18 protein-coding genes are annotated in these 18911 nt (G+C 43.2%); 8 read left to right on the forward strand and 10 right to left on the reverse strand.

The features are described 5' to 3' along the window. Nucleotides 1–31 precede the first annotated feature (31 nt). From AMBT_RS11120 to AMBT_RS11130, 3 genes are all read right to left on the reverse strand, one after another. Nucleotides 32–748, reverse strand: coding sequence for a tyrosine-protein phosphatase (locus tag AMBT_RS11120; protein ID WP_013784725.1), 717 nt, complete (start codon nt 746–748; stop codon nt 32–34). A 114-nt stretch (nt 749–862) separates the two neighbouring features. Beyond that, complete coding sequence (locus AMBT_RS11125) at nt 863–1459, reverse strand: acyltransferase (protein WP_049791760.1); 597 nt, start codon at nt 1457–1459, stop codon at nt 863–865. A gap of 247 nt (nt 1460–1706) precedes the next feature. Then, entirely contained in the window at nt 1707–2258 is a 552-nt protein-coding gene (locus AMBT_RS11130; protein ID WP_013784727.1) for a carboxymuconolactone decarboxylase family protein, read from the reverse strand. 155 nt (nt 2259–2413) lie between these two features. Between AMBT_RS11130 and AMBT_RS11135 the strand changes: the two genes are divergently transcribed. Beyond that, a complete protein-coding gene (locus AMBT_RS11135; protein WP_013784728.1) occupies nt 2414–2995 on the forward strand; it encodes a TetR/AcrR family transcriptional regulator in 582 nt (193 codons plus the stop codon). Nucleotides 2996–3270: 275 nt separating this feature from the next. Next, entirely contained in the window at nt 3271–3468 is a 198-nt protein-coding gene (locus tag AMBT_RS11140) for a hypothetical protein (protein ID WP_013784729.1), read from the forward strand. Here AMBT_RS11140 and AMBT_RS22700 read toward each other — a convergent pair. Both AMBT_RS22700 and AMBT_RS11145 read right to left on the reverse strand, forming a co-directional pair. After that, nucleotides 3461–3637: a hypothetical protein gene (locus AMBT_RS22700; protein WP_013784730.1), complete on the reverse strand. Its 177-nt coding sequence runs from the start codon at nt 3635–3637 to the stop codon at nt 3461–3463. The genes AMBT_RS11140 and AMBT_RS22700 overlap by 8 nt on opposite strands. Beyond that, on the reverse strand, nt 3625–4869 hold the full coding sequence (locus tag AMBT_RS11145) for an FAD-dependent monooxygenase (protein WP_013784731.1): 1245 nt from the start codon (nt 4867–4869) through the stop codon (nt 3625–3627). Before AMBT_RS11145 ends, AMBT_RS22700 begins: the two co-directional genes overlap by 13 nt. 352 nt (nt 4870–5221) lie before the next feature. Between AMBT_RS11145 and miaB the strand changes: the two genes are divergently transcribed. The 5 genes from miaB (at nt 5222) to lnt (ending at nt 10757) form a co-directional block, all read left to right on the forward strand. Beyond that, nucleotides 5222–6655: a tRNA (N6-isopentenyl adenosine(37)-C2)-methylthiotransferase MiaB gene (gene miaB, locus AMBT_RS11150; protein WP_013784732.1), complete on the forward strand. Its 1434-nt coding sequence runs from the start codon at nt 5222–5224 to the stop codon at nt 6653–6655. A gap of 26 nt (nt 6656–6681) precedes the next feature. After that, on the forward strand, nt 6682–7794 hold the full coding sequence (locus tag AMBT_RS11155; protein ID WP_013784733.1) for a PhoH family protein: 1113 nt from the start codon (nt 6682–6684) through the stop codon (nt 7792–7794). Further along, the gene (gene ybeY, locus AMBT_RS11160; RefSeq protein ID WP_013784734.1) at nt 7791–8258 is read left to right on the forward strand and encodes an rRNA maturation RNase YbeY; all 468 of its coding nucleotides are present in this window, start codon (nt 7791–7793) and stop codon (nt 8256–8258) included. The genes AMBT_RS11155 and ybeY overlap by 4 nt, the downstream gene beginning before the upstream one ends. Nucleotides 8259–8385: 127 nt before the next feature. Beyond that, nucleotides 8386–9243: a CorC family transporter gene (locus tag AMBT_RS11165; protein WP_013784735.1), complete on the forward strand. Its 858-nt coding sequence runs from the start codon at nt 8386–8388 to the stop codon at nt 9241–9243. Between the two features lie 5 nt (nt 9244–9248). Next, entirely contained in the window at nt 9249–10757 is a 1509-nt protein-coding gene (lnt, locus tag AMBT_RS11170) for an apolipoprotein N-acyltransferase (protein ID WP_013784736.1), read from the forward strand. Between the two features lie 194 nt (nt 10758–10951). Here the strand turns inward: lnt and pta are convergent, their stop codons facing one another. Together pta and AMBT_RS11180 are read right to left on the reverse strand one after the other, a co-directional pair. Then, complete coding sequence (gene pta, locus AMBT_RS11175) at nt 10952–13087, reverse strand: phosphate acetyltransferase (RefSeq protein WP_013784737.1); 2136 nt, start codon at nt 13085–13087, stop codon at nt 10952–10954. Between the two features lie 64 nt (nt 13088–13151). Then, nucleotides 13152–14333 carry an acetate kinase gene (locus tag AMBT_RS11180; protein ID WP_013784738.1) on the reverse strand — a complete coding sequence of 394 codons (1182 nt, stop codon included), beginning with the start codon at nt 14331–14333 and terminating at the stop codon, nt 13152–13154. Between the two features lie 520 nt (nt 14334–14853). On the opposite strand from AMBT_RS11180, the gene AMBT_RS11185 reads away from it, so the two are divergent. After that, nucleotides 14854–15297: an Hsp20 family protein gene (locus AMBT_RS11185; RefSeq protein ID WP_013784739.1), complete on the forward strand. Its 444-nt coding sequence runs from the start codon at nt 14854–14856 to the stop codon at nt 15295–15297. Nucleotides 15298–15396: 99 nt separating this feature from the next. On the opposite strand, the gene AMBT_RS11190 is transcribed toward AMBT_RS11185, so the two are convergent. The 3 genes from AMBT_RS11190 to AMBT_RS11200 form a co-directional block, all read right to left on the reverse strand. After that, nucleotides 15397–15786, reverse strand: coding sequence for a DUF3224 domain-containing protein (locus AMBT_RS11190; RefSeq protein ID WP_013784740.1), 390 nt, complete (start codon nt 15784–15786; stop codon nt 15397–15399). A 103-nt stretch (nt 15787–15889) separates the two neighbouring features. After that, the gene (locus AMBT_RS11195; RefSeq protein WP_013784741.1) at nt 15890–16435 is read right to left on the reverse strand and encodes an NUDIX domain-containing protein; all 546 of its coding nucleotides are present in this window, start codon (nt 16433–16435) and stop codon (nt 15890–15892) included. Between the two features lie 417 nt (nt 16436–16852). Then, complete coding sequence (locus AMBT_RS11200) at nt 16853–18718, reverse strand: hypothetical protein (protein WP_013784742.1); 1866 nt, start codon at nt 18716–18718, stop codon at nt 16853–16855. Nucleotides 18719–18911 lie beyond the last annotated feature (193 nt).

Below are 18911 nucleotides of genomic sequence, written 5' to 3' on the forward strand. Positions count from 1 at the left end.
GATTTGGCAACACGCATTCGAGCTGCTTCGGTCATAAACCGACTATTTGGGAAGGTGTGCTGATAAACAGTTTATTGGCGACTTCTTCTGAACCCTGCGAGGCCACAATATCAAATGCCTCTTTCATATCGTTAGGTCTACGTTTAGTATCGTGCGTGTCTGACGCCACTATATCAATAAGCTCATCATCTAGCATATTAAGTGAAATATCTTGTACTAGTTCGCCAAAACGCCCAGTTAAAGCACCCGCAGTAACTTGAAATAAACAGCCCATATTTTTCAGCCATCTTAACTTTTCAGGCCTTTCCCAAATATCTCTATTTCTTTCGGGATGGGGAATTAATGGTTGTACACCGTTATTTAGCAACCATTTAATTAACTGGTCGGTACTAGCTGGTACATGACTGTGGGGTAATTCTAGTAAAAGTACTTTTTTACCTTTAAATTCACCCATAAATGGAAGCTTACCTGTTTTAAACCAAACAGGAACCATCTCATTCAAACGCACTTCTGCAGCCCAGCCTATGGTAAGAGCAATGCCTTCATTCTTGATGTCTTCTTGCAGTTTTACAAAGGTAGGTTGAATGATTTCAATGTCGTTGTCGAACGTGCCCCAATGCATGTGAGGCGTACACATCATATAAGTAACGCCAGCATCTACCGCTTGCTGAGCCATTGCTAGCGACATTTCTGTTGAGCGAGCACCATCATCTATGCCAGGTAAAATATGGCTATGAAGATCAATCATTATCTATTACAGCTACCTTAAAAACTATATAAATTAAATATTTAAATAATTGAAACGCATTTAATACACCTTAACTCTAAACTATCTTAGGTTACGTCCAAAATTTGAAATGCCCTAATCTTTAAAAAAATGTTCAATCCGCTTTTTATATAGTAAAGGCTCTAACGAAGGGTCGTAACCGCCCTTCCGGCTTTCAATAATTTCAACCCAAGGTAGTTTATTCGTTTCTTTTCCTAACCTGTCTACTAATTCTAAGGTACTACAGATTTTTTTGGCAGGTATGCCGCCTACGACGGTACCATCTGGAACATCTTTCGTAACTAATGCTCCTGCAGCCACAACACAGTTACTTCCAATTGTGACATTCCTCATGATAATAGCATTATGACCAATAAAAACATTGTCTTTTATGTCTATTTTACCTACAGCGTCTAACTTTAAACCATATGCTTCTCCAAGCATATTTATAACACCATCATGCGCAAACATTTTGCAACTGGCTAATCTTACATTATTACCCAGACGTATATACTTAGCATCTCCCAGATAAGTATCCGGAATTATCGAGCAATTATCTCCCATGCTATAGAACAAGTTATGTTTTTTTATAAATCGCGCATATAGAATACCGTCAGGCTTACTTAGCCTTAAAAATAATGGTAAATATTTGGGATTTCTCCATGCTAAATATTTAGCTAATCTTTTCAACATAACCTTCAAACTTTTTGTACCGACTGTTCATTCTGACAGTCATTATTACAACTTCCTCGTTTTTTTTCAGCAAATATTGCTTTTATATTAATACGATCGCATAAATTTGGAACAGTCGAGAGATTAGCTTTGAATAATGGTAAATCAGAATAAAAAAGGCTCTGATAATCAGAGCCCTTTGTGCTAACACGTTAACTTATCTTTTTACTGCTCAATTGTATTGCTGCTAATTAAGCGTAAGGTTTATCTACTTAGGTTCCCAAGCAAACGATTTGAATGCATCGTCTACAGGGGTTTCAGCTAGGTGGTTTGTGTAGTTACTCATCACTTTTTGCGCCAAAATTAGAATGATTTCTAATAGTTGCTTGTGTGCATAACCTGCATCGTAGAACGCTTTAAGCTGTGCATCATCGATGTGGCCACGACCACGCGTTACCGCAAGTACGGTATCTTTCAATGTGTTTAGTTTGGCATCAGAAAGGGTTTCGTCGTTACGTAACTCTTCAATTAGCTCGTCACTTACTTTCATGCTTTTAGCAATACCTGTATGCGCTGGTACGCAGTAATGGCACGCATGCTCTACGTTAACCGCTTGCCATACTACAGTAAGCTCTTCTGCATTAAATGACGTATCTTGTGCCAAACCGTGAAGTACTTGATAACCTTCAAGCAACGTTGGCGCTTCCGCCATTACTGCATGCAAGTTAGGGATCATACCGAAAGCTTTTTGAGAATTCTCAAGAAGTGGTTTAGCTGCTTCTGGTGCGCTATCTGCTGTGTGTAATGTAAAATCGCTCATGTCACTCTCCTATTGATGTGAACTGAAAACCAGTAACTAAAAAGATAATAAATACTGATTACGTTTTGATGTAATACAATATAGGTTTACTTGAACAAGTGTTCAAGTCATAATTGAACAAGTGTTCAAAGCATTCGAATATAAGGTATACCAGAATGAAATATGCAGAGTCTGAAGTGATTGAGAAGGCCACCACGCTTTTTTGGCAAAAAGGCTTTCAGGCCGCTGGTATGCGCGACATTCAACAAGCGCTAGATATGCGACCCGGCAGTATTTACGCTCGCTTCAAAAGTAAAGAGGGCTTATTCCAATTAGTAGTGGAAAAGTATGTTACGAACAGCCAAGAAAAACTCAGCATTGTTATTAATGCCGATTGCCCACTTGACGCTTTGCGTGCATTTTTTGTTAGCGAATTGATTAACCCAGAAGAAATGCGCTTTCAGCGCCAATGCTTATTAATTAAGTCTATTACCGAACTAGAGATGTTGGGTGAAAATGGAAAACAGTCTGTGCTTGATGGTATGAGCACTTTGAAAGCATGTTTCAAATCTATTGTAGAAAAAGCCGTGCAAACCAATTCACTTCCCACCAGCACACCGGTTGATAAAGCTGCAGATTGGTTACAAAACCAATTTGTAGGCCTTCGCACTTTTGCGTTAATGCAAAGCGACGATCACGCCATTGAAACCATGATAGATAAAGTACTCATCGACCTTAAAACTTCTTGGCCTGAGTGATAGAGGTATATGGACAGTGTGCATTAAAAACCTTCCATAGCATGGATGCTAAAGCAGAGTACTTTTGGGTGGGCTTACCACGTACTTCTGAATGTTAGCTTTTCACTCGATGTATCTGGGGCATTGTGAGAGCTTGCATTAGAAACCTTCCACAGCATGGATGCTGTGGCAGAGCGCCCATGGATGAGTTAATGCGGGGTTTTTAAGTGGTAGCTGTTCACTCAGTGCATCTAGGGCATTGGGACAGTGGGCATTAAAAACCTTCCATAGCATGGATGCTAAAGCAGAGTACTTTTGGGTGGGCTTACCACGTACTTCTCAATGTTAGCTTTTCACTCGGTGTATCTGGGGCATTGGGAGAGCTTGCATTAGAAACCTTCCACAGCATGGATGCTGTGGCAGAGCGCCCATGGATGGGTTTACCGCGCGTTTCTAATGCAAGCTTTCCCAAGGGCCAAGTAAAGACTAACTAAACAGCATTCGCAGAAGTTGTGCAACAAGTAAGATGCCCATTAGCGGCCAAATCCACTTCGCCCATTTGGCAGTGTCTTCGTCACTGATGCGCATTTTCGAGCGCTCGATAAGTGGTATTACTATAAAAAGTGCGCCGAACAGTACGGCAAGTATGATTAAAACTTCCATTCTCGCATCCCTATCGCATATTTAAGTACTTCCCGTTTAGCTGGCTCAAAGTGTTGTGCTACAGAAAGTAATTGGTTTCTTAACCATTTAATGGGGCCGATATCGTTACTAAACAAGCCATAGAAACCATCCATGGCAGACATCATCAAGCCATTATCACGCTGGCGCGGCTTTTCGTAGCTTGTTATTAAGCTGCTTTTAAACGCTAGCGACGTTAAATCGATACCATCGCCGGTCACCGCCAATAAGGTTTCAACATCTCTAAACCCTAAGTTAACTCCCTGCCCTGCCAATGGATTAATGGTATGGGCCGCATCGCCCACCAAAATAACCCTATCGGTAACATAGCGGCTAGCATGTGCACGGGTTAACGGGAATGTAGCTTTATCTATTACTGTAAAGTCGTTGCCGTCTTTAATTAGCTCACTGGGAAAGGCTTCTATAATGGCTTGCTTTAATTGTGCGGCATTAAGGGTTGATAACCGCTTAAGTTCGTCGGGCGAGTCGTACCATACTAACGAGGCGTAATTGTCGAACATTGGCAAAAAGGCTTTAGGGCCTTCAGGGGTAAATTCTTGCCACGTAATGGCGTCAACCGGATTTGCCATTTCAATAGTAATGCCCATAGCTTGTTGGCGGTATTGCCAACCCGATACACCAATATTTGCAGATTGTCTAACTTGCGAGGCCGCACCATCGGCACCTATCAACCACTTAGCGTGAATAATCTCGCCGTTATCAAGACTGAGGGTAGCGGCGTGGGCCAATGAAGCTTCAGAATCAGCCGAGCTATTAATTGAGCTATCAACTGAGCTATTGCCAACCGCAATATCAGTCACCTTACAGCCGGTAAACCATGTTACGTTGTCAAACGCCTTTAGTGCTTGATGACACCCTAATTGCAATAAACGGTTTTCAACAAAAAAGCCTAGCTGAGGCACATCAATGCTTTTTGCAGTAAAGTCTGTTCGATGGGCGGGATCGTCCCACACACTCAGGCCCGTATAGGGCTTAACACGCATCGTTTCAATGTATTCCCACGCGCCTAATGAGGTTAATAGCGATACAGACGCATCACTAATGGCAGAGACTCTTAAGTCTGGCTTACTGGCCTCGTCAAAAGCTTTGGGCAAGTGGGGCTCAATTATAGCTACCCGGTATTGCTGCTTCGCTAAACCCAATGCAAGCGCAGCCCCCACCATACCACCACCATTTATACAAAAATCATACATACTATAAATCTCTTCTACTTACCCAATGGCTTACTCGCTTTGCACTAATAAATAATACGAATGTGAGCCCAAATACGTTCGCCATTTTAATTTACTAATATTTTCTGCTTCATGCTTTATATCAGCCACACCGCCCTTGCAAGATGGCAGTGCATTAAATTCCGGCGAATGTGCGTGAATACACTGGGCATTCGACGTTATAACAGGTAAAATACGCGGCTATTTTGAACATCTTCCCAAAACTGCAGTGGCAGGCTTTGCCAGAAATTACACCTAACCTAGTTAGCGTGTGGCATTTTCAACCGCCAGTCAATTGCTTACGGGAACTCTATCAGGTTATCGACTAGTTGTTATGACTAAAAAGCTGTATATCAAAACCTGGGGCTGCCAAATGAACGAGTACGACTCGGAGAAAATGGCAGACTTACTCGACTCTACTCATGGCTACTCTGCAGCAGAAACTGCGGAAGAAGCCGATGTTATCTTGCTTAATACGTGCTCTATTCGTGAGAAGGCGCAGGAAAAAGTGTTCCACCAGCTTGGTCGTTGGAAGAACCTTAAGCAAGATAAACCCGAGCTTATTATTGGCGTGGGCGGTTGCGTAGCTTCTCAAGAAGGTAGCGTTATTCGTCAGCGCGCCCCTTATGTTGATTTAGTTTTCGGCCCGCAAACCTTGCATCGTTTGCCCGAAATGATTAACCAACTTAAAGGCGGTGAAAAGTCGGTTATCGACGTAAGCTTCCCTGAAATTGAAAAATTCGACCGTTTACCTGAACCCCGTGCTGAAGGCCCAACGGCGTTTGTTTCTATTATGGAAGGCTGCTCTAAGTACTGCACATTCTGCGTAGTACCTTATACCCGTGGTGAAGAAGTAAGCCGTCCGGTAGACGACGTATTACTTGAAATTGCCCAGCTAGCCGGTCAAGGTGTACGCGAAGTTAACTTGTTAGGCCAGAACGTAAACGCGTTTCGCGGTGAGAACCACGATGGAACCGTATGTCGCTTTGCCGAGTTATTAGAACTTGTTGCAGCTATTGATGGTATAGACAGAATTCGTTATACCACGTCGCATCCGGTTGAATTTACCGATGATATTATCGACGTGTACGCCACTATTCCTGAGCTTGTTGATCACCTGCATTTGCCTGTGCAAAGTGGTTCAGACCGTATTCTTAACTTAATGAAGCGTGGTCATACCGCCATTGAGTATAAGTCCAAGATTCGTAAGCTTCGTAAAGTTCGCCCAAACATTAGTATGTCGAGCGACTTCATTATTGGTTTCCCAGGTGAAACCGATGCTGACTTTGAAGCCACAATGGACCTTATTCAGGCCATTGATTACGACCTAAGCTTTAGCTTTATTTATAGTGCTCGCCCTGGTACACCCGCGGCAGATGCAGTAGATGATGTAACCGAAGACGCCAAGAAGCAGCGTTTATACCTTTTACAGCAACGTATCAACCAACAAGCATTGCGTATTGCGCGTAACATGGTAGGTACTGAACAACGTATTTTGGTAGAAGGCCCGTCAAAGAAAAATCCTATGGAGCTTTCTGGCCGTACTGAAAATAACCGCGTGGTTAACTTCGAAGGTACGCCGGATATGATTGGTGAATTCGTAGACGTGGAAGTGACAGACGTATTCTCTAATTCATTACGTGGTGATGTTATTCGCCGTGAAGATGAAATGGGCTTGCGTGTTGCTGTTTCGCCCCAATCTATTATGGCCAAGCACGAGGCTGACTTGCCTGACGCGATAGGCGTAGGCCAGTTCAACCCAGCATAAATAGTAAAAGTGAGGAATACAGTAGTTTGAGTACATTGGTAAGTAATGAATTTGATTTAGAGCCGGCAGACACAAAACGTTTGTCTAACTTATGTGGGCCGTTTAACGACAACATTAAGCAAATAGAGCGCAGGTTGGGAGTAGAAATTACTTACCGGAATAATGCGTTCAAGGTGCTAGGTGAGCCACGTCAAATTCAGAGCGCCACTGAGTTACTTAAGCAACTGTATGTAGAAACTCAACCAGTAAAAGGCCGCTTACCTGAACTTGAACCTGAGCAAGTGCACTTAGCCATTCAACAGGCCGCGGCTTTAGAGCAAGATGCAGAGTCAGGTACTGGCGATTTCGGTAAAGAAGTACACATTCGTACAAAACGCGGGGTTATTAAGCCCCGTAACCCGAATCAAGCTCAATACGTGGCAAATGTTCTCAATTATGATATTACGTTTGGTGTGGGCCCTGCTGGTACAGGTAAAACGTATTTAGCCGTTGCTGCAGCAGTTGATGCGTTAGAACGCCAAGAAATACGTAGAATTCTACTTACTCGCCCTGCTGTCGAAGCGGGTGAGAAGCTAGGCTTTTTGCCAGGTGACCTTTCACAGAAAGTAGACCCTTACCTACGCCCGCTTTACGATGCTTTATTTGAAATGCTAGGTTTCGAAAAAGTAGAAAAGTTAATGGAACGTAACGTAATAGAAGTAGCGCCATTAGCCTATATGCGTGGCCGTACATTAAACGATGCTTTTATTATTTTGGATGAAAGTCAAAATACCACGGTTGAACAAATGAAAATGTTCTTAACCCGTATTGGCTTTAATTCGAAAGCGGTTATTACCGGTGATATTACTCAAGTTGATTTACCTCGCGGCACCCGCTCTGGTTTACGTCACGCTATTGAAGTATTAGATAATGTTGACGATATTTCGTTTAACTTCTTCAACGCTGAAGATGTGGTAAGACACCCTGTAGTAGCCAGAATCGTTCGCGCATATGAACATTATGACGCCCAGCAAGAGCGTGTTCGCAAAGAGAAGAAAGAGGAAGCCCTTCGTCTTCAACGTGAACAGGCTGATGCTAACGCTTCATCTAATAGTTCATCAAATAGCTCATCTGCACAACAAAATAGCGATAGCCAGTGATAGCCATTGTAGATTACCAGCAAGCCTATGAAGCTGACGAGGGAATGGCTAAGGCCATTCCCTCTTTAGAGCAAATTGAAGCGTGGGCGAATGCTGTACTGGTTGCCGAAAATACCGGTGAGCAAGAAATTACCGTACGCTTCACCGATGACGAAGAGTCGCAAACGCTAAACCATGAATACAGAGGTAAAGATAAGCCTACCAATGTGCTGTCTTTTCCTTTTGAAGTGCCGCCAGGCATAGAAATGAACTTGCTTGGTGATTTAGTTATTTGTGTACCTGTGATCATGCGTGAAGCTGAAGAACAAGACAAAACCCCCACCAATCACTATGCCCATATGGTCGTTCACGGAATATTACATCTTCTGGGGTACGATCACATAGACGATGCAGATGCTGACATAATGGAAGCAAAAGAAATTCGTATATTGGCATCTTTAAATATTGGTAATCCTTATCAATAAAACCCAATAGCGCCAACAAGTTACACTTGGGCAGTTGCGTATTTTACGTGCAAATAAACAATAAAGCATTGACGCCCCTCCCCAAGACATTTAACGTTGACGTTGTATCAATAAATTAGCGGACATTATGAGCGACGATAATCCTCACTCTACCAACGGCTCCCAAGGAAAAAGTTGGTTAGACAAACTTAAACTTTCTATCTCTGGCGAGCCGAGAAGCAAACAAGAACTGGTTGAAGTTATTACTGAAGCCGAGCAGAACGAAATCATCGATCCCCAAACCCGGGAGATGATTGAAGGCGTTATAGGTGTCAACGAAATGCGAGTTAGGGATATTATGATCCCACGCGCGCAGATGACCACCATAGACGTTGAAAAAAACGTAGATGAATTCCTACCTGTCGTGTTGGAATCAGCCCACTCCCGCTTCCCCGTTATTAGTGAAGATAAAGATCATATTGAAGGCATTCTGCTTGCTAAAGACTTGCTAAGCTATGCGTTTAATCCAGAAAAAAGTCTAAACTTACGTGATATTTTACGTCCTGCTGTTATTGTGCCGGAAAGTAAGCGTGTAGATGTACTGCTGAAAGAGTTTCGCCAACAACGCTATCACATGGCCATTGTTGTGGATGAATACGGCGGTGTGTCTGGGCTTGTTACCATTGAAGATATACTAGAGATTATTGTTGGTGAAATTGAAGACGAATACGATACCGAAGAAGACGGTACCGATGATATTCGCCCACTGAACAAATCGACCTATTCAGTTAAAGCGTTAACGCCTGTTGACGAATTTAACGCCTTCTTTGAAACCAAATTCAGCGAAGAAGAAGCCGATACCATTGGCGGTATTGTGCTTAAAGCGTTCGGGCACATGCCTGAAACGAACGATGAAGTTACCATTGGTGATATTCACTTTAAGGTAACCAACTCTGATAAACGCCGTCTTATACACCTCAAAGTGTCGGTGGCCTCTCTGGAGTAACTCCGTTGAAACGGTTCATTCCTTATTTACTGCTTTTGCTAAGCGGCGCTAGCTTAACGCTGGCGTTTGCGCCCTTTGGTATCTGGCCACTAGTTATCCCCGCTTTTGCGTTAGGGATTAGGCAAGTTATTAAACTTCCACATCGCCCTTTTTTAGCCGGCTGGGTATTTGGGCTAGGCTGGTTTGGTTCGGGCATTAGTTGGGTACACGTAAGCATTGCCGATTTCGGTGGTTTACCCCTAATTGCATCTATAGGCCTCATGGTTTTATTATGTAGTTACCTTGCGTTGTTTCCAGCAGTTGCGTTTAAGCTTACCGCTCGCTATTTCCCACATCGTCTTTGGCCACTGGCTTTACCTTTTTTCTGGGTATTCGCAGAATGGTTACGCAGTTGGTTGTTAAGCGGTTTTCCGTGGTTGTCGTTAGGCTATAGCCAAATCGATAGTTCCCTAGTGGGTTGGGCCCCCATAATAGGTGAAACCGGCATAACAGCCTTGCTAGTTATCGGTGCAAGCTTGTTTGCCGTGTCCCGTACTAAACGGCATTTCACCGGCGCGGTTTTGGTTAGCTTAGCTTTGTATATTAGCGGGTTTATTGCCAATCAGCATACATGGGTTGCGCCTAAACAGCAGTATAACGTCGCGATGGCTCAGGGTAATATTGCGCAGTCTTTGCGATGGGTACCTGAACAAGACGCCCCTACCATGAACCGTTATTTAAGCCTTACGGAACCGCTGTGGGATAACGACCTGATAATTTGGCCCGAAGCAGCCGTACCAAAACTAGAGCCACTGGCGCTAGATTATTTAACTCAAGTCAATGCGCGCGCCTTTACTGAGAACACAGCCCTTATTACGGGCATTGTGAATTATAATTGGGAAACCGATGAGGCCTGGAACAATTTGATAGTGCTGGGCAAAAGAACACCCGATTCTAAAACGCCGGATTATCAGTACTTCCACAACAATCGTTTCGCTAAACACCATTTGTTGCCCATTGGTGAATTCGTGCCTTTTGAAGATTGGTTGCGCCCCTTGGCGCCTTTGTTTGATTTACCCATGTCTTCTTTTGCCAGAGGTGATTTTCAGCAAGCTAATCTTGTTGCTAACGGTATTCACTTAGCACCAGCAATCTGCTTTGAAATTGCCTTTCCAAGGCAAGTAGCCGCGAATATCTACAAAACTACTGACATGATTATTACGGTAAGTAACGATGCGTGGTTTGGCCATTCTCACGGCCCAGCGCAGCATTTAGACATTGCTCGAATGCGTGCGGTAGAATTTGGCCGCCCAGTGGTGCGTGCTACCAATAATGGCATTACTGCCTTTATTGACCACAAAGGCAATATAACTGCACGGTTACCTCAATTTGAAGCGGCAAGTTTAACTGCCCCTGTGTTGGCAACCTCTGGTTTCACGCCCTATTACCTGATTCAAGATATAGGCGTATGGGTGCTGGTACTGGTGTTTTTCGGCATTGCGATTTGGTTAAGGAAACGTGCTAAAGCTTATTAAAAAAAGTGGCGCCTTAATCGCAAAATTTTTATTTAGTCGACGAGTTAGGTTTAACGAACTAACTAAAATGTAAACATAAAAAAACGGCGCATTATGCGCCGTTTTTGTTCGTGTCACTATCGAATTTCCATAGTCAAAAACTAATACAGCTTGAGCTAATTTTAATAGCCTTAAGCTAGCTTAAACGCACTTAACTAATTGGCGGCTTGAATAGCAGTTAACGCAATAGTAAACACAATATCATCTACTAACGCTCCACGGCTTAAGTCATTGACAGGCTTGCGCATGCCTTGCAGCATTGGCCCAATACACACCAAATCAAAACTACGCTGAACCGCTTTGTAAGTGGTATTTCCGGTGTTTAAATCTGGGAACACAAATACATTAGCTTTACCCGCAACACGGCTGTTTGGCGCTTTACTGCGCCCTACACTTTCAATGGCAGCGGCATCGTATTGAAGCGGCCCATCAATGAGTAAGTCCGGGCGAAGTTTTTGTGCAATTTCGGTAGCCTCACGCACTTTTTCAACATCGCTTCCAGCACCCGATGTACCAGTAGAGTAACTGATCATAGCGACTCTTGGCTCGATACCAAACATCTGCGCCGACGTAGCAGACTGAATCGCAATATCTGCCAGCTGTTGGGCATTAGGGTCTGGATTAATGGCACAGTCACCATAAACCAAGACTTGGTCTGGCAATAACATGAAAAATACCGACGAAACTAACGATGCATTTTCTGCTGTTTTAATTAACTGCAATGCGGGGCGAATGGTATTTGCTGTAGTGTGAACGGCGCCAGATACCAAGCCATCAACATCACCTTGCTGCAACATCATAGTACCTAGGGTAACGTTGTCTTGTAGCAACTCACGAGCAACCACATCGGTAACCCCCTTGTGACCGCGAAGCTTCACTAACCCTGCCACATAATCTTCTTGTATGGCAGCAGGTGAAACAATTTCAACCCCATCGCCCAGCACCACGCCTTGTTGCTGTGCCACACGTTGAATTTCATTTTCATCACCAATCAGCACAGGCCGCGCTAACCCTCGTTTAGCACAAATGGCAGCTGCGGCTACAGTGCGCGGTTCATTACCTTCAGGTAATACCACGCGCTTGTTAACTTGGCGCGCACGATTGGTTAGATAATAGCGAAATGCAGACGGAGAAAGTTTCTTTTGACGCGATACTTTTTCAGTAAGCGAAGAGACCCATTTAGCATCTAAACTTTCAGCCGCATGTACCATCACTTTTTCTATACGCTGACTATCATCTACCGGCACTTCTTGATTAAACGCATGAAGGTTCTGTGCGGTTTGCCACGTATTCGTATTGACCAACATAACAGGCAAGCCGGTTTCTAATGCTTGGTTACAAAGCTGCTTTATATTTTCATCTGGCTGGTAGCCGCCAGTTAATAATAATGCGCCTAACTTGGTGCCATTTAACGCTGCTAAGCAACACGAAACAAACACATCACCTCTGTCACCAGACATTACTTGCAGTGCGCCAGGCTTTAAGGTGTGTGTCATGTTATGAATTTCACGGGCCGCAAACGTAACGCTGCTTAATCGACGTGAAGCAATATTGCCTTCATTTATTAATGTGGCATTTAAGTGCTTAGCAATATCGATAGCACGAGGAGACATTAGCTCCGCATTCCAATCAATATTCCCAAGCAGGTTCAAGCCCTTTGCAAATATAGGCAGTTCACGCAACGCTTTGCTGCGTGTTTCATCGTGCTCTGGCGCTTCAAGCACACTTAAATCGGTACGTAGTTGACCGTGTTCATCATAAGGCGCGTTAACTTTGTTAAATATGCACCCTATTACCTTTTTACTTTTGTGGCCGCCGTAAGCGTCTACCACAATTTCAAGGCGATGATTAATATCAACAGGATCATCATTTCCTGGCACACAAACAAACACAATGTCGGCATCTAACGCCCGACTAATTTCAAGATTTAAGCGCTCTGCATAGGGATGGTGGCGGGTTGTCACCAGACCTTCGATAACTGCCACTGCATCAGGTTCTTGATGCGCTTCAAAGCGCTCTATAATCTCTTCAAGTAATTCATCAGTATTATCGCTACTGATCATTTGCTCTACTACGTTCAAATCGAATGGCGCTATGGGTTTAACGCTACAGTGGTGACTAATAATAGCGGTTGAGCGCTCTTCACCGGTATCGCCCCTACGAGGCTGTGCTACAGGTTTAAAAAAATTCAGTTTAATGGCTTGTTCTTCTAATGCTCGAACTAGCCCAATGCTGACAGTAGTTAACCCTACGCTAGTGCCAACAGGGATCAGCATAATACGGCGTGACATAGATGCTCCTAAAGCAAAAACAATCTGAGCGAAGACATTTTTCGCGAAAATTTATCCAAAAAAGCTAAGCGAATTTCGCAGCTTCAGCGGCGATAACCCACTCTTCATTTGTGGGTACGATTAAAACAGGTTTGGTGGATGAGGAAGACGCAATGTTTCCTTTCGCACCAAAGCGCATAGCTTGGTTGTTTTGCTCATCAATGGTAAACCCAAGATGGGAAAAATACCCCATGGTAGTTGCACGAATATACGATGAATTTTCACCAATACCACCGGTAAACACCACGGCATCTAATGACGGCACCGCTATCATGTAGCTAGATATATATTTAGCTAAGCGATAACAGAACATTTCAAGGGCTAACAGTGCGCCTTCGTGCCCCGCTTCTGCCGCTTCTTCTAGCGTACGACAATCGTTGCTTAACCCGGAAATACCCGCAAGGCCAGATTCTTTGTTAATCAGTGAATTAATTTCAGCCGCTGACTTGCCTAGTTTTTCTTGCAAAGTGCCTGGCAAGCTGGGGTCGATATCGCCGCAACGCGTTCCCATCATTAACCCTTCAAGGGGCGTAAACCCCATGCTGGTATCTACCGCTACACCTTTTTCAATAGCGGTAACACTACAACCATTGCCTAAGTGAGCACTAATAATACTGGTTTGTTCAACAGGCTTATTAAGCAATTGTGCAGTGCTATCTAAAATAAACTTGTGGCTAGTGCCATGGAAACCATATTTACGCACGCCGTGCTGCTCGTACAAGGCCTTGGGTAGTGCATACATATAGGCACGTTTTGGCATTTGTTGGAAAAAAGAAGTATCGAACACGATGACATGCGGTAAATCTGGATAGGCGGCTTGGGCAGTGGTAATTCCTTTCAGGTTAGCTAAGTTATGCAGCGGTGCCATGCTCGCATATTCTTCTACCGAGGCTAATACGCTATCGTCGACTAACGCTGCTTCTTTGAAGCGTTCACCACCGTGAACAACTCGATGTCCCAAGGCTATTGGCTCAACACCTGTACTGGCAATTATGTTTTGAATTGCTGCTAAAGCTTCTGCATGAGAGGCGTTAGCAGGTAGGGTTTGCTGTTCTTTTTGACCGTTTAATTTAAACGATATGCTTGCGTCATCATTACCTAAGCTTTCTGCAATGCCACTTAGACCGGCCTCACCAGTGTCAGCATCGATAATAGCGAATTTAACTGACGAACTGCCGCAATTTAATACAATAACTTCTTTTTTCATTCGATTTCTTGAGTTTGATTAATTAACAAAAAGAACGCTAAGTGTAGCATTTATGTACATAAATGCTTACTTAATACTCTTTCAAGTAGATTGTTATAGTACTATCCCACAAAACCCAAATACAATTAATTATCATTTAGTTCAGTGCTTATTTTACTCGCCCCTTTTTGTTTGCATATAAATGCTTGAGTTTGATTTGATAGAGCGCTGCATATAAGAGGCAAATTAAGGTGACAAAAGTAAATATCGAAACCTAAAATAATAGACTTGAATAATAAAAATTCGGTCGCACCTTAATATTTCCGGTAACGACAACGGTGACATGTTAGAAGCCGGAAAAAATTAAGGTGTTTTACGTTTCAAAATAAAATTTAAAATTTTTTGAAAAAAAGCCCTTGAAAAGATTTTGAGCCACCCTATATCTATTATGTCGACGCTGAAAGCTCAGGTTGACAACACCGCCGCCGAATAGTCGGGGCGAATTATTTTTAACATATTGCTAAATTAATAGGATATGACTATGCGTACTATCGATCTATCTCCACTTTACCGTTCATTCATTGGTTCTGACCACTTAGCTTCACTTGTTGATGCTGCATCTCGTGCTGAAAAACAAAGTACTTACCCCCCTTACAATATTGAATTGCTTGGCGATGATAAATATCGCGTGACTATGGCAATAGCGGGTTTCAGTAAAGATGACGTATCCATAGAAGTTCAAGAAAACACCCTAGTAATAACGGGTACACGCAAGCCGGAAGAAAAAGAAACCGCTGAGCGTAAGTTTCTTCACAAAGGGATATCTGAGCGGAATTTCGAAAGAAAATTTCAGCTTGGCGACCATGTGAAGGTGTTAGCTGCTGATATGGAAAATGGGTTATTACACATCGATATGGAGCGTGTCATACCCGAAGCTAAAAAACCTCGTCAAATTGAGATTGGTTCTCGATTAATAGAGAGTTAAACAAAGTTTTTAAAAATCGTTTCCCTGGTTTTGGACGGCGCTGAGAAGCGCCGTTTTTTCGTTTACACATAATGTGTTTAAACAGGTAATCGGTAAGATTTATTCGGTAAGATTTATTGTGTAGTTTGCTTTACCGCCTTCAGCAGACTCGAATGTTCCTGAAATAGTGCAATTAGAGAGTTCACCCGTAGCGCTGCCATCAATCGATGAAAAGTTGCTACTGGCAATGCCATTTACAAATTTTCCATCGTGCTTAAATGAAACTGTGCCACGACGTCCGTCTATAACTCCTACAAAACTCTCGAATCCAACGAATAGCGCCAACATTGATGTCTGATATGACATGAGAAATTCAACGTCGCTTTGCCCCGCCATGCTGCCTTCATAAGCTTGCGTTATGCTAGCATGGGTTTGCTTAACACCTTCTCGTTTTTCACTTAGTATATTTTCATCCCACCCCGTAATGGAAAATTGCCCATTGCAGTCCATTGTTTGCTCCAAAGAAAAAGTGTGGTCACACAATACAAGTGAGTGCGATACCGTTCAACATAAAATTGTTACACTCTGTTACAGTCAATAGTCAGACTGTTAACTAAATAAATCCTTTTAAACGGGCAAGTCCGTAAGCATTGCAGGTAGAAGCATCTTTAATCGTGCCTTCAGTTATCATAGATTCCAATTCTTTAATATGCACAGGTACAATTTTTAAATCCTCTTCCTCTACATCTAACTTTTGCTCGCCCTGCGTTAGCCCTTTCGCAACGAATATATGATAACCCTGATTACAAAAGCCATAAGCAAGATATTGAAAACCAACATAATGCATTTCTGTGGCTGTAAACCCCGTTTCTTCTTTCAATTCGCCGGCAGCTAACACTTTCGGATCGGCATCTGGGTTATCTTCCCAGGCACCTTGCGGAAACTCTAGCAATCGCTGCTGTACCGTGTATCGGTATTGCTCGACCAGATAGACAATATCACCGTCGATGGGAAGAATAATCGCAAAGTCTGGTTTTTCAACAACACCATAAAGTCCTTCGTTCCCACTAGCACGACGAATTTTATCTTCACGTACTTTAAGCCACTTATTTTCATAAACCACTTTCGACGAGAGCGTTTCAATATCCTTATCCGACATAACAGCGCCTTTCAGTAAGCCTTAAAAAGTTAGTGTACAAGTGCATATAGCAAGGAGCAACTCCGTCCACCCACGAATCAACTATATGTTGGACAGTCACTCAAAATAGACTTAAGAGATGAGGTGTTCAGATGGCAGAACGAGTACAAACAGATAGTTAGCGGATAGTAGCAGATAGGACAGTCACACAAATAGCAGATAGGACAGTCACACAAACATGCGTGATTTTAAGCTGACTAAGCCGCTTTAACGAAGCAAATAAAGTAGTGAGTGAGGCTGGAAGACGAGATGCAAAAAATTGTAGCAAAAAATTGGACACACACTCATATGTATCAAAATTTAAGTGTGTGTCCAATAAACGTTTTCTATAAATACATTCGATATCTAAATAAAGTAAATGGTACCAAAGCCTAGCTTTTAGCTTTTATTCTCGTCTTCTTTATCGGCATTATTACGCAAGAAGCCGGCTGCATCTTCTTCCTGCTCAAGGGTAATTTTGCTTTGAGGCGCGTCATTGTGGCTTCGGGTTTGCTGATTTACCTGATGAATGGTTCCAGCGTTCGCTAAGTCGGCCTCGTTGGTAATAGATGCGATGGTTTCACGCCCGCGCAGGAATGCCTTTATTTCAGTGACAATCTCGCCAAGCTCGGCATCGTTCTTATTCATTCCCATAATGAACCGTGGCGACTCTAAATTGTTCATACCGCTTGTAGCAAAAATAGAGGTGTTGATTCTACTGGTTATAATCCAAGGAGTAATACTGCTACGCACCACAACGTTTTCGGAACGAGTAGAATCGTGAATGGCCATGCCTGTAGATACACGAGACTCTGTATAGGTACCTTCCGTTTTCATAAACATGAGTAACGATGAGAATGTCATTTCTCCCCAAAACATGTGGGACGCTTTATTCATCACATTGGCAGCACCACGAACCGTTAACCAGGCAAAGATTAACCATATGAGGTTGTTACCCATGGTAATTGCGGTATTAACTTGCGCGTCGGTATTTACACCTTGGCGAATAACTAAATCGAGAACCTCAGCTAGCTGTAAACCACCCACATAAAATAAAATGGCGGCAGCCACCACGGCGACTTGCGCTACGGCAGTTAGGGCCATTTTCTTTTTCTCTGGCAAGGTAACACCGTCAGTTAATGTAGGCTGAGTTTCTATCAATAACTCCCCCTCAAAACTGCCTTTACCTTCTGCTTGCTCTTTTAATCTAGGATCGAAATCGGCATAGATGCGATTCGGTACTTCGCGGTATCTTCGGTTGGCAAGCACGATATTTTCAATATTAATGAAGATTTCATTCGGGTGAACCGACTCTTGCATATTAGCGCGAAACTCACTGACTTCAGTTTTAGGGGTAACCTGCCCCATTCGTTTGTAAAGTAACGGCATGATTAACGCCATCACAGCAATTACGCAAACTAGTAACAAGGCTAAGTTTGCCCAAGCGCTAAATAGTGGGAACGTATTTGCCCATGCTTGTACTTTATCGATATCGCGACCTACTAACTCATCTAGGAATACACCCGCGCCTAACGGCACGACTATCGCCAAGCCAATAATCACTCCTAGCGATAAACTGCTCGCTTTCGCAAGTTGAGAGTTGCCTTCATTGTGAATGCCTTTTGCCGTAGAGCCCCAATTCGCGATTAAGTAAACAAGAAGCAATATTGAGAGTAAAGGCATTACTAATACTTTAGCGACTTCACCCGCTAATCCGTTACTTACTAAAAAGTAGACAATAGCGAATGCAAGTAGCGCCACAAGGAAGGTTACCGCCATGGCAATAATTTCTTGAGATAAATGGCGCAAAGGAAAAGGTAGGAAAGTAAGTTTCGGCAACACGCTATGCACTAGTCGGGCTAGCCAACCTCGAGGCTCTTCAAACGTGGTGTTACGACGCCCCATTAACATAGCGTGTAAACTTTCTTTCGAATACAGCAGGGATTTTTTCTCTGCTTGCGCTGCATCCTGTTCGGAAACCGAGTGGTTATACGCAAGAGAGGTAGGCACAGTACGTCCTACAAAAAAGCGCATGAGCTGCAAAATACCCACTGCGCAATGTTTAATACCAGACACGATCAGGACAAAAGCTACGCCTAGTAGCGTGTAACCTCGCACTTTGTTCTCGGCAAACAAATCGGGCACGCCCGCTACTGCATAAATGGCTAAAGCGAGTACCAAACCACCGCCCACTGCGCGGAAAAGCCCCTCTTTTTTGAAAGGGTTGGCTATGCCTAACGTCTGTGAACCAAAATCATATGCCATTGAAAAAATCCCTGTTAAATAAAAAGCTTATGCAGAATAAACTTTGCCTAGGGGTTAGGCAATGAAAAGTCTCAGTAAGATTGTAAAGGGTTGGCAGTTAGGCGTGAGCCAGCAACTTAAAATAGACACTCAATATAAGAAAAGCAAAATAAGTGTGTGTCCAATTACTAACGGAGCTTCTCTATTTGAAGCC

Source organism: Alteromonas naphthalenivorans (assembly GCF_000213655.1).
GTDB classification, from domain to species: Bacteria; Pseudomonadota; Gammaproteobacteria; order Enterobacterales; family Alteromonadaceae; genus Alteromonas; species Alteromonas naphthalenivorans.

Coding starts and splice junctions, on each gene's coding strand:
- miaB (WP_013784732.1), top strand. CDS start 5,222: ATGACTAAAAAGCTGTATATCAAAACCTGGGGCTGCCAAATGAACGAG.
- AMBT_RS11135 (WP_013784728.1), top strand. CDS start 2,414: ATGAAATATGCAGAGTCTGAAGTGATTGAGAAGGCCACCACGCTTTTT.
- AMBT_RS11120 (WP_013784725.1), bottom strand. CDS start 748: ATGATTGATCTTCATAGCCATATTTTACCTGGCATAGATGATGGTGCT.
- AMBT_RS22700 (WP_013784730.1), bottom strand. CDS start 3,637: ATGGAAGTTTTAATCATACTTGCCGTACTGTTCGGCGCACTTTTTATA.
- pta (WP_013784737.1), bottom strand. CDS start 13,087: ATGTCACGCCGTATTATGCTGATCCCTGTTGGCACTAGCGTAGGGTTA.
- AMBT_RS11200 (WP_013784742.1), bottom strand. CDS start 18,718: ATGGCATATGATTTTGGTTCACAGACGTTAGGCATAGCCAACCCTTTC.
- AMBT_RS11140 (WP_013784729.1), top strand. CDS start 3,271: ATGCTAAAGCAGAGTACTTTTGGGTGGGCTTACCACGTACTTCTCAAT.
- AMBT_RS11185 (WP_013784739.1), top strand. CDS start 14,854: ATGCGTACTATCGATCTATCTCCACTTTACCGTTCATTCATTGGTTCT.
- AMBT_RS11190 (WP_013784740.1), bottom strand. CDS start 15,786: ATGGACTGCAATGGGCAATTTTCCATTACGGGGTGGGATGAAAATATA.
- AMBT_RS11130 (WP_013784727.1), bottom strand. CDS start 2,258: ATGAGCGATTTTACATTACACACAGCAGATAGCGCACCAGAAGCAGCT.
- AMBT_RS11180 (WP_013784738.1), bottom strand. CDS start 14,333: ATGAAAAAAGAAGTTATTGTATTAAATTGCGGCAGTTCGTCAGTTAAA.
- AMBT_RS11195 (WP_013784741.1), bottom strand. CDS start 16,435: ATGTCGGATAAGGATATTGAAACGCTCTCGTCGAAAGTGGTTTATGAA.
- AMBT_RS11145 (WP_013784731.1), bottom strand. CDS start 4,869: ATGTATGATTTTTGTATAAATGGTGGTGGTATGGTGGGGGCTGCGCTT.
- AMBT_RS11125 (WP_049791760.1), bottom strand. CDS start 1,459: ATGTTGAAAAGATTAGCTAAATATTTAGCATGGAGAAATCCCAAATAT.
- AMBT_RS11165 (WP_013784735.1), top strand. CDS start 8,386: ATGAGCGACGATAATCCTCACTCTACCAACGGCTCCCAAGGAAAAAGT.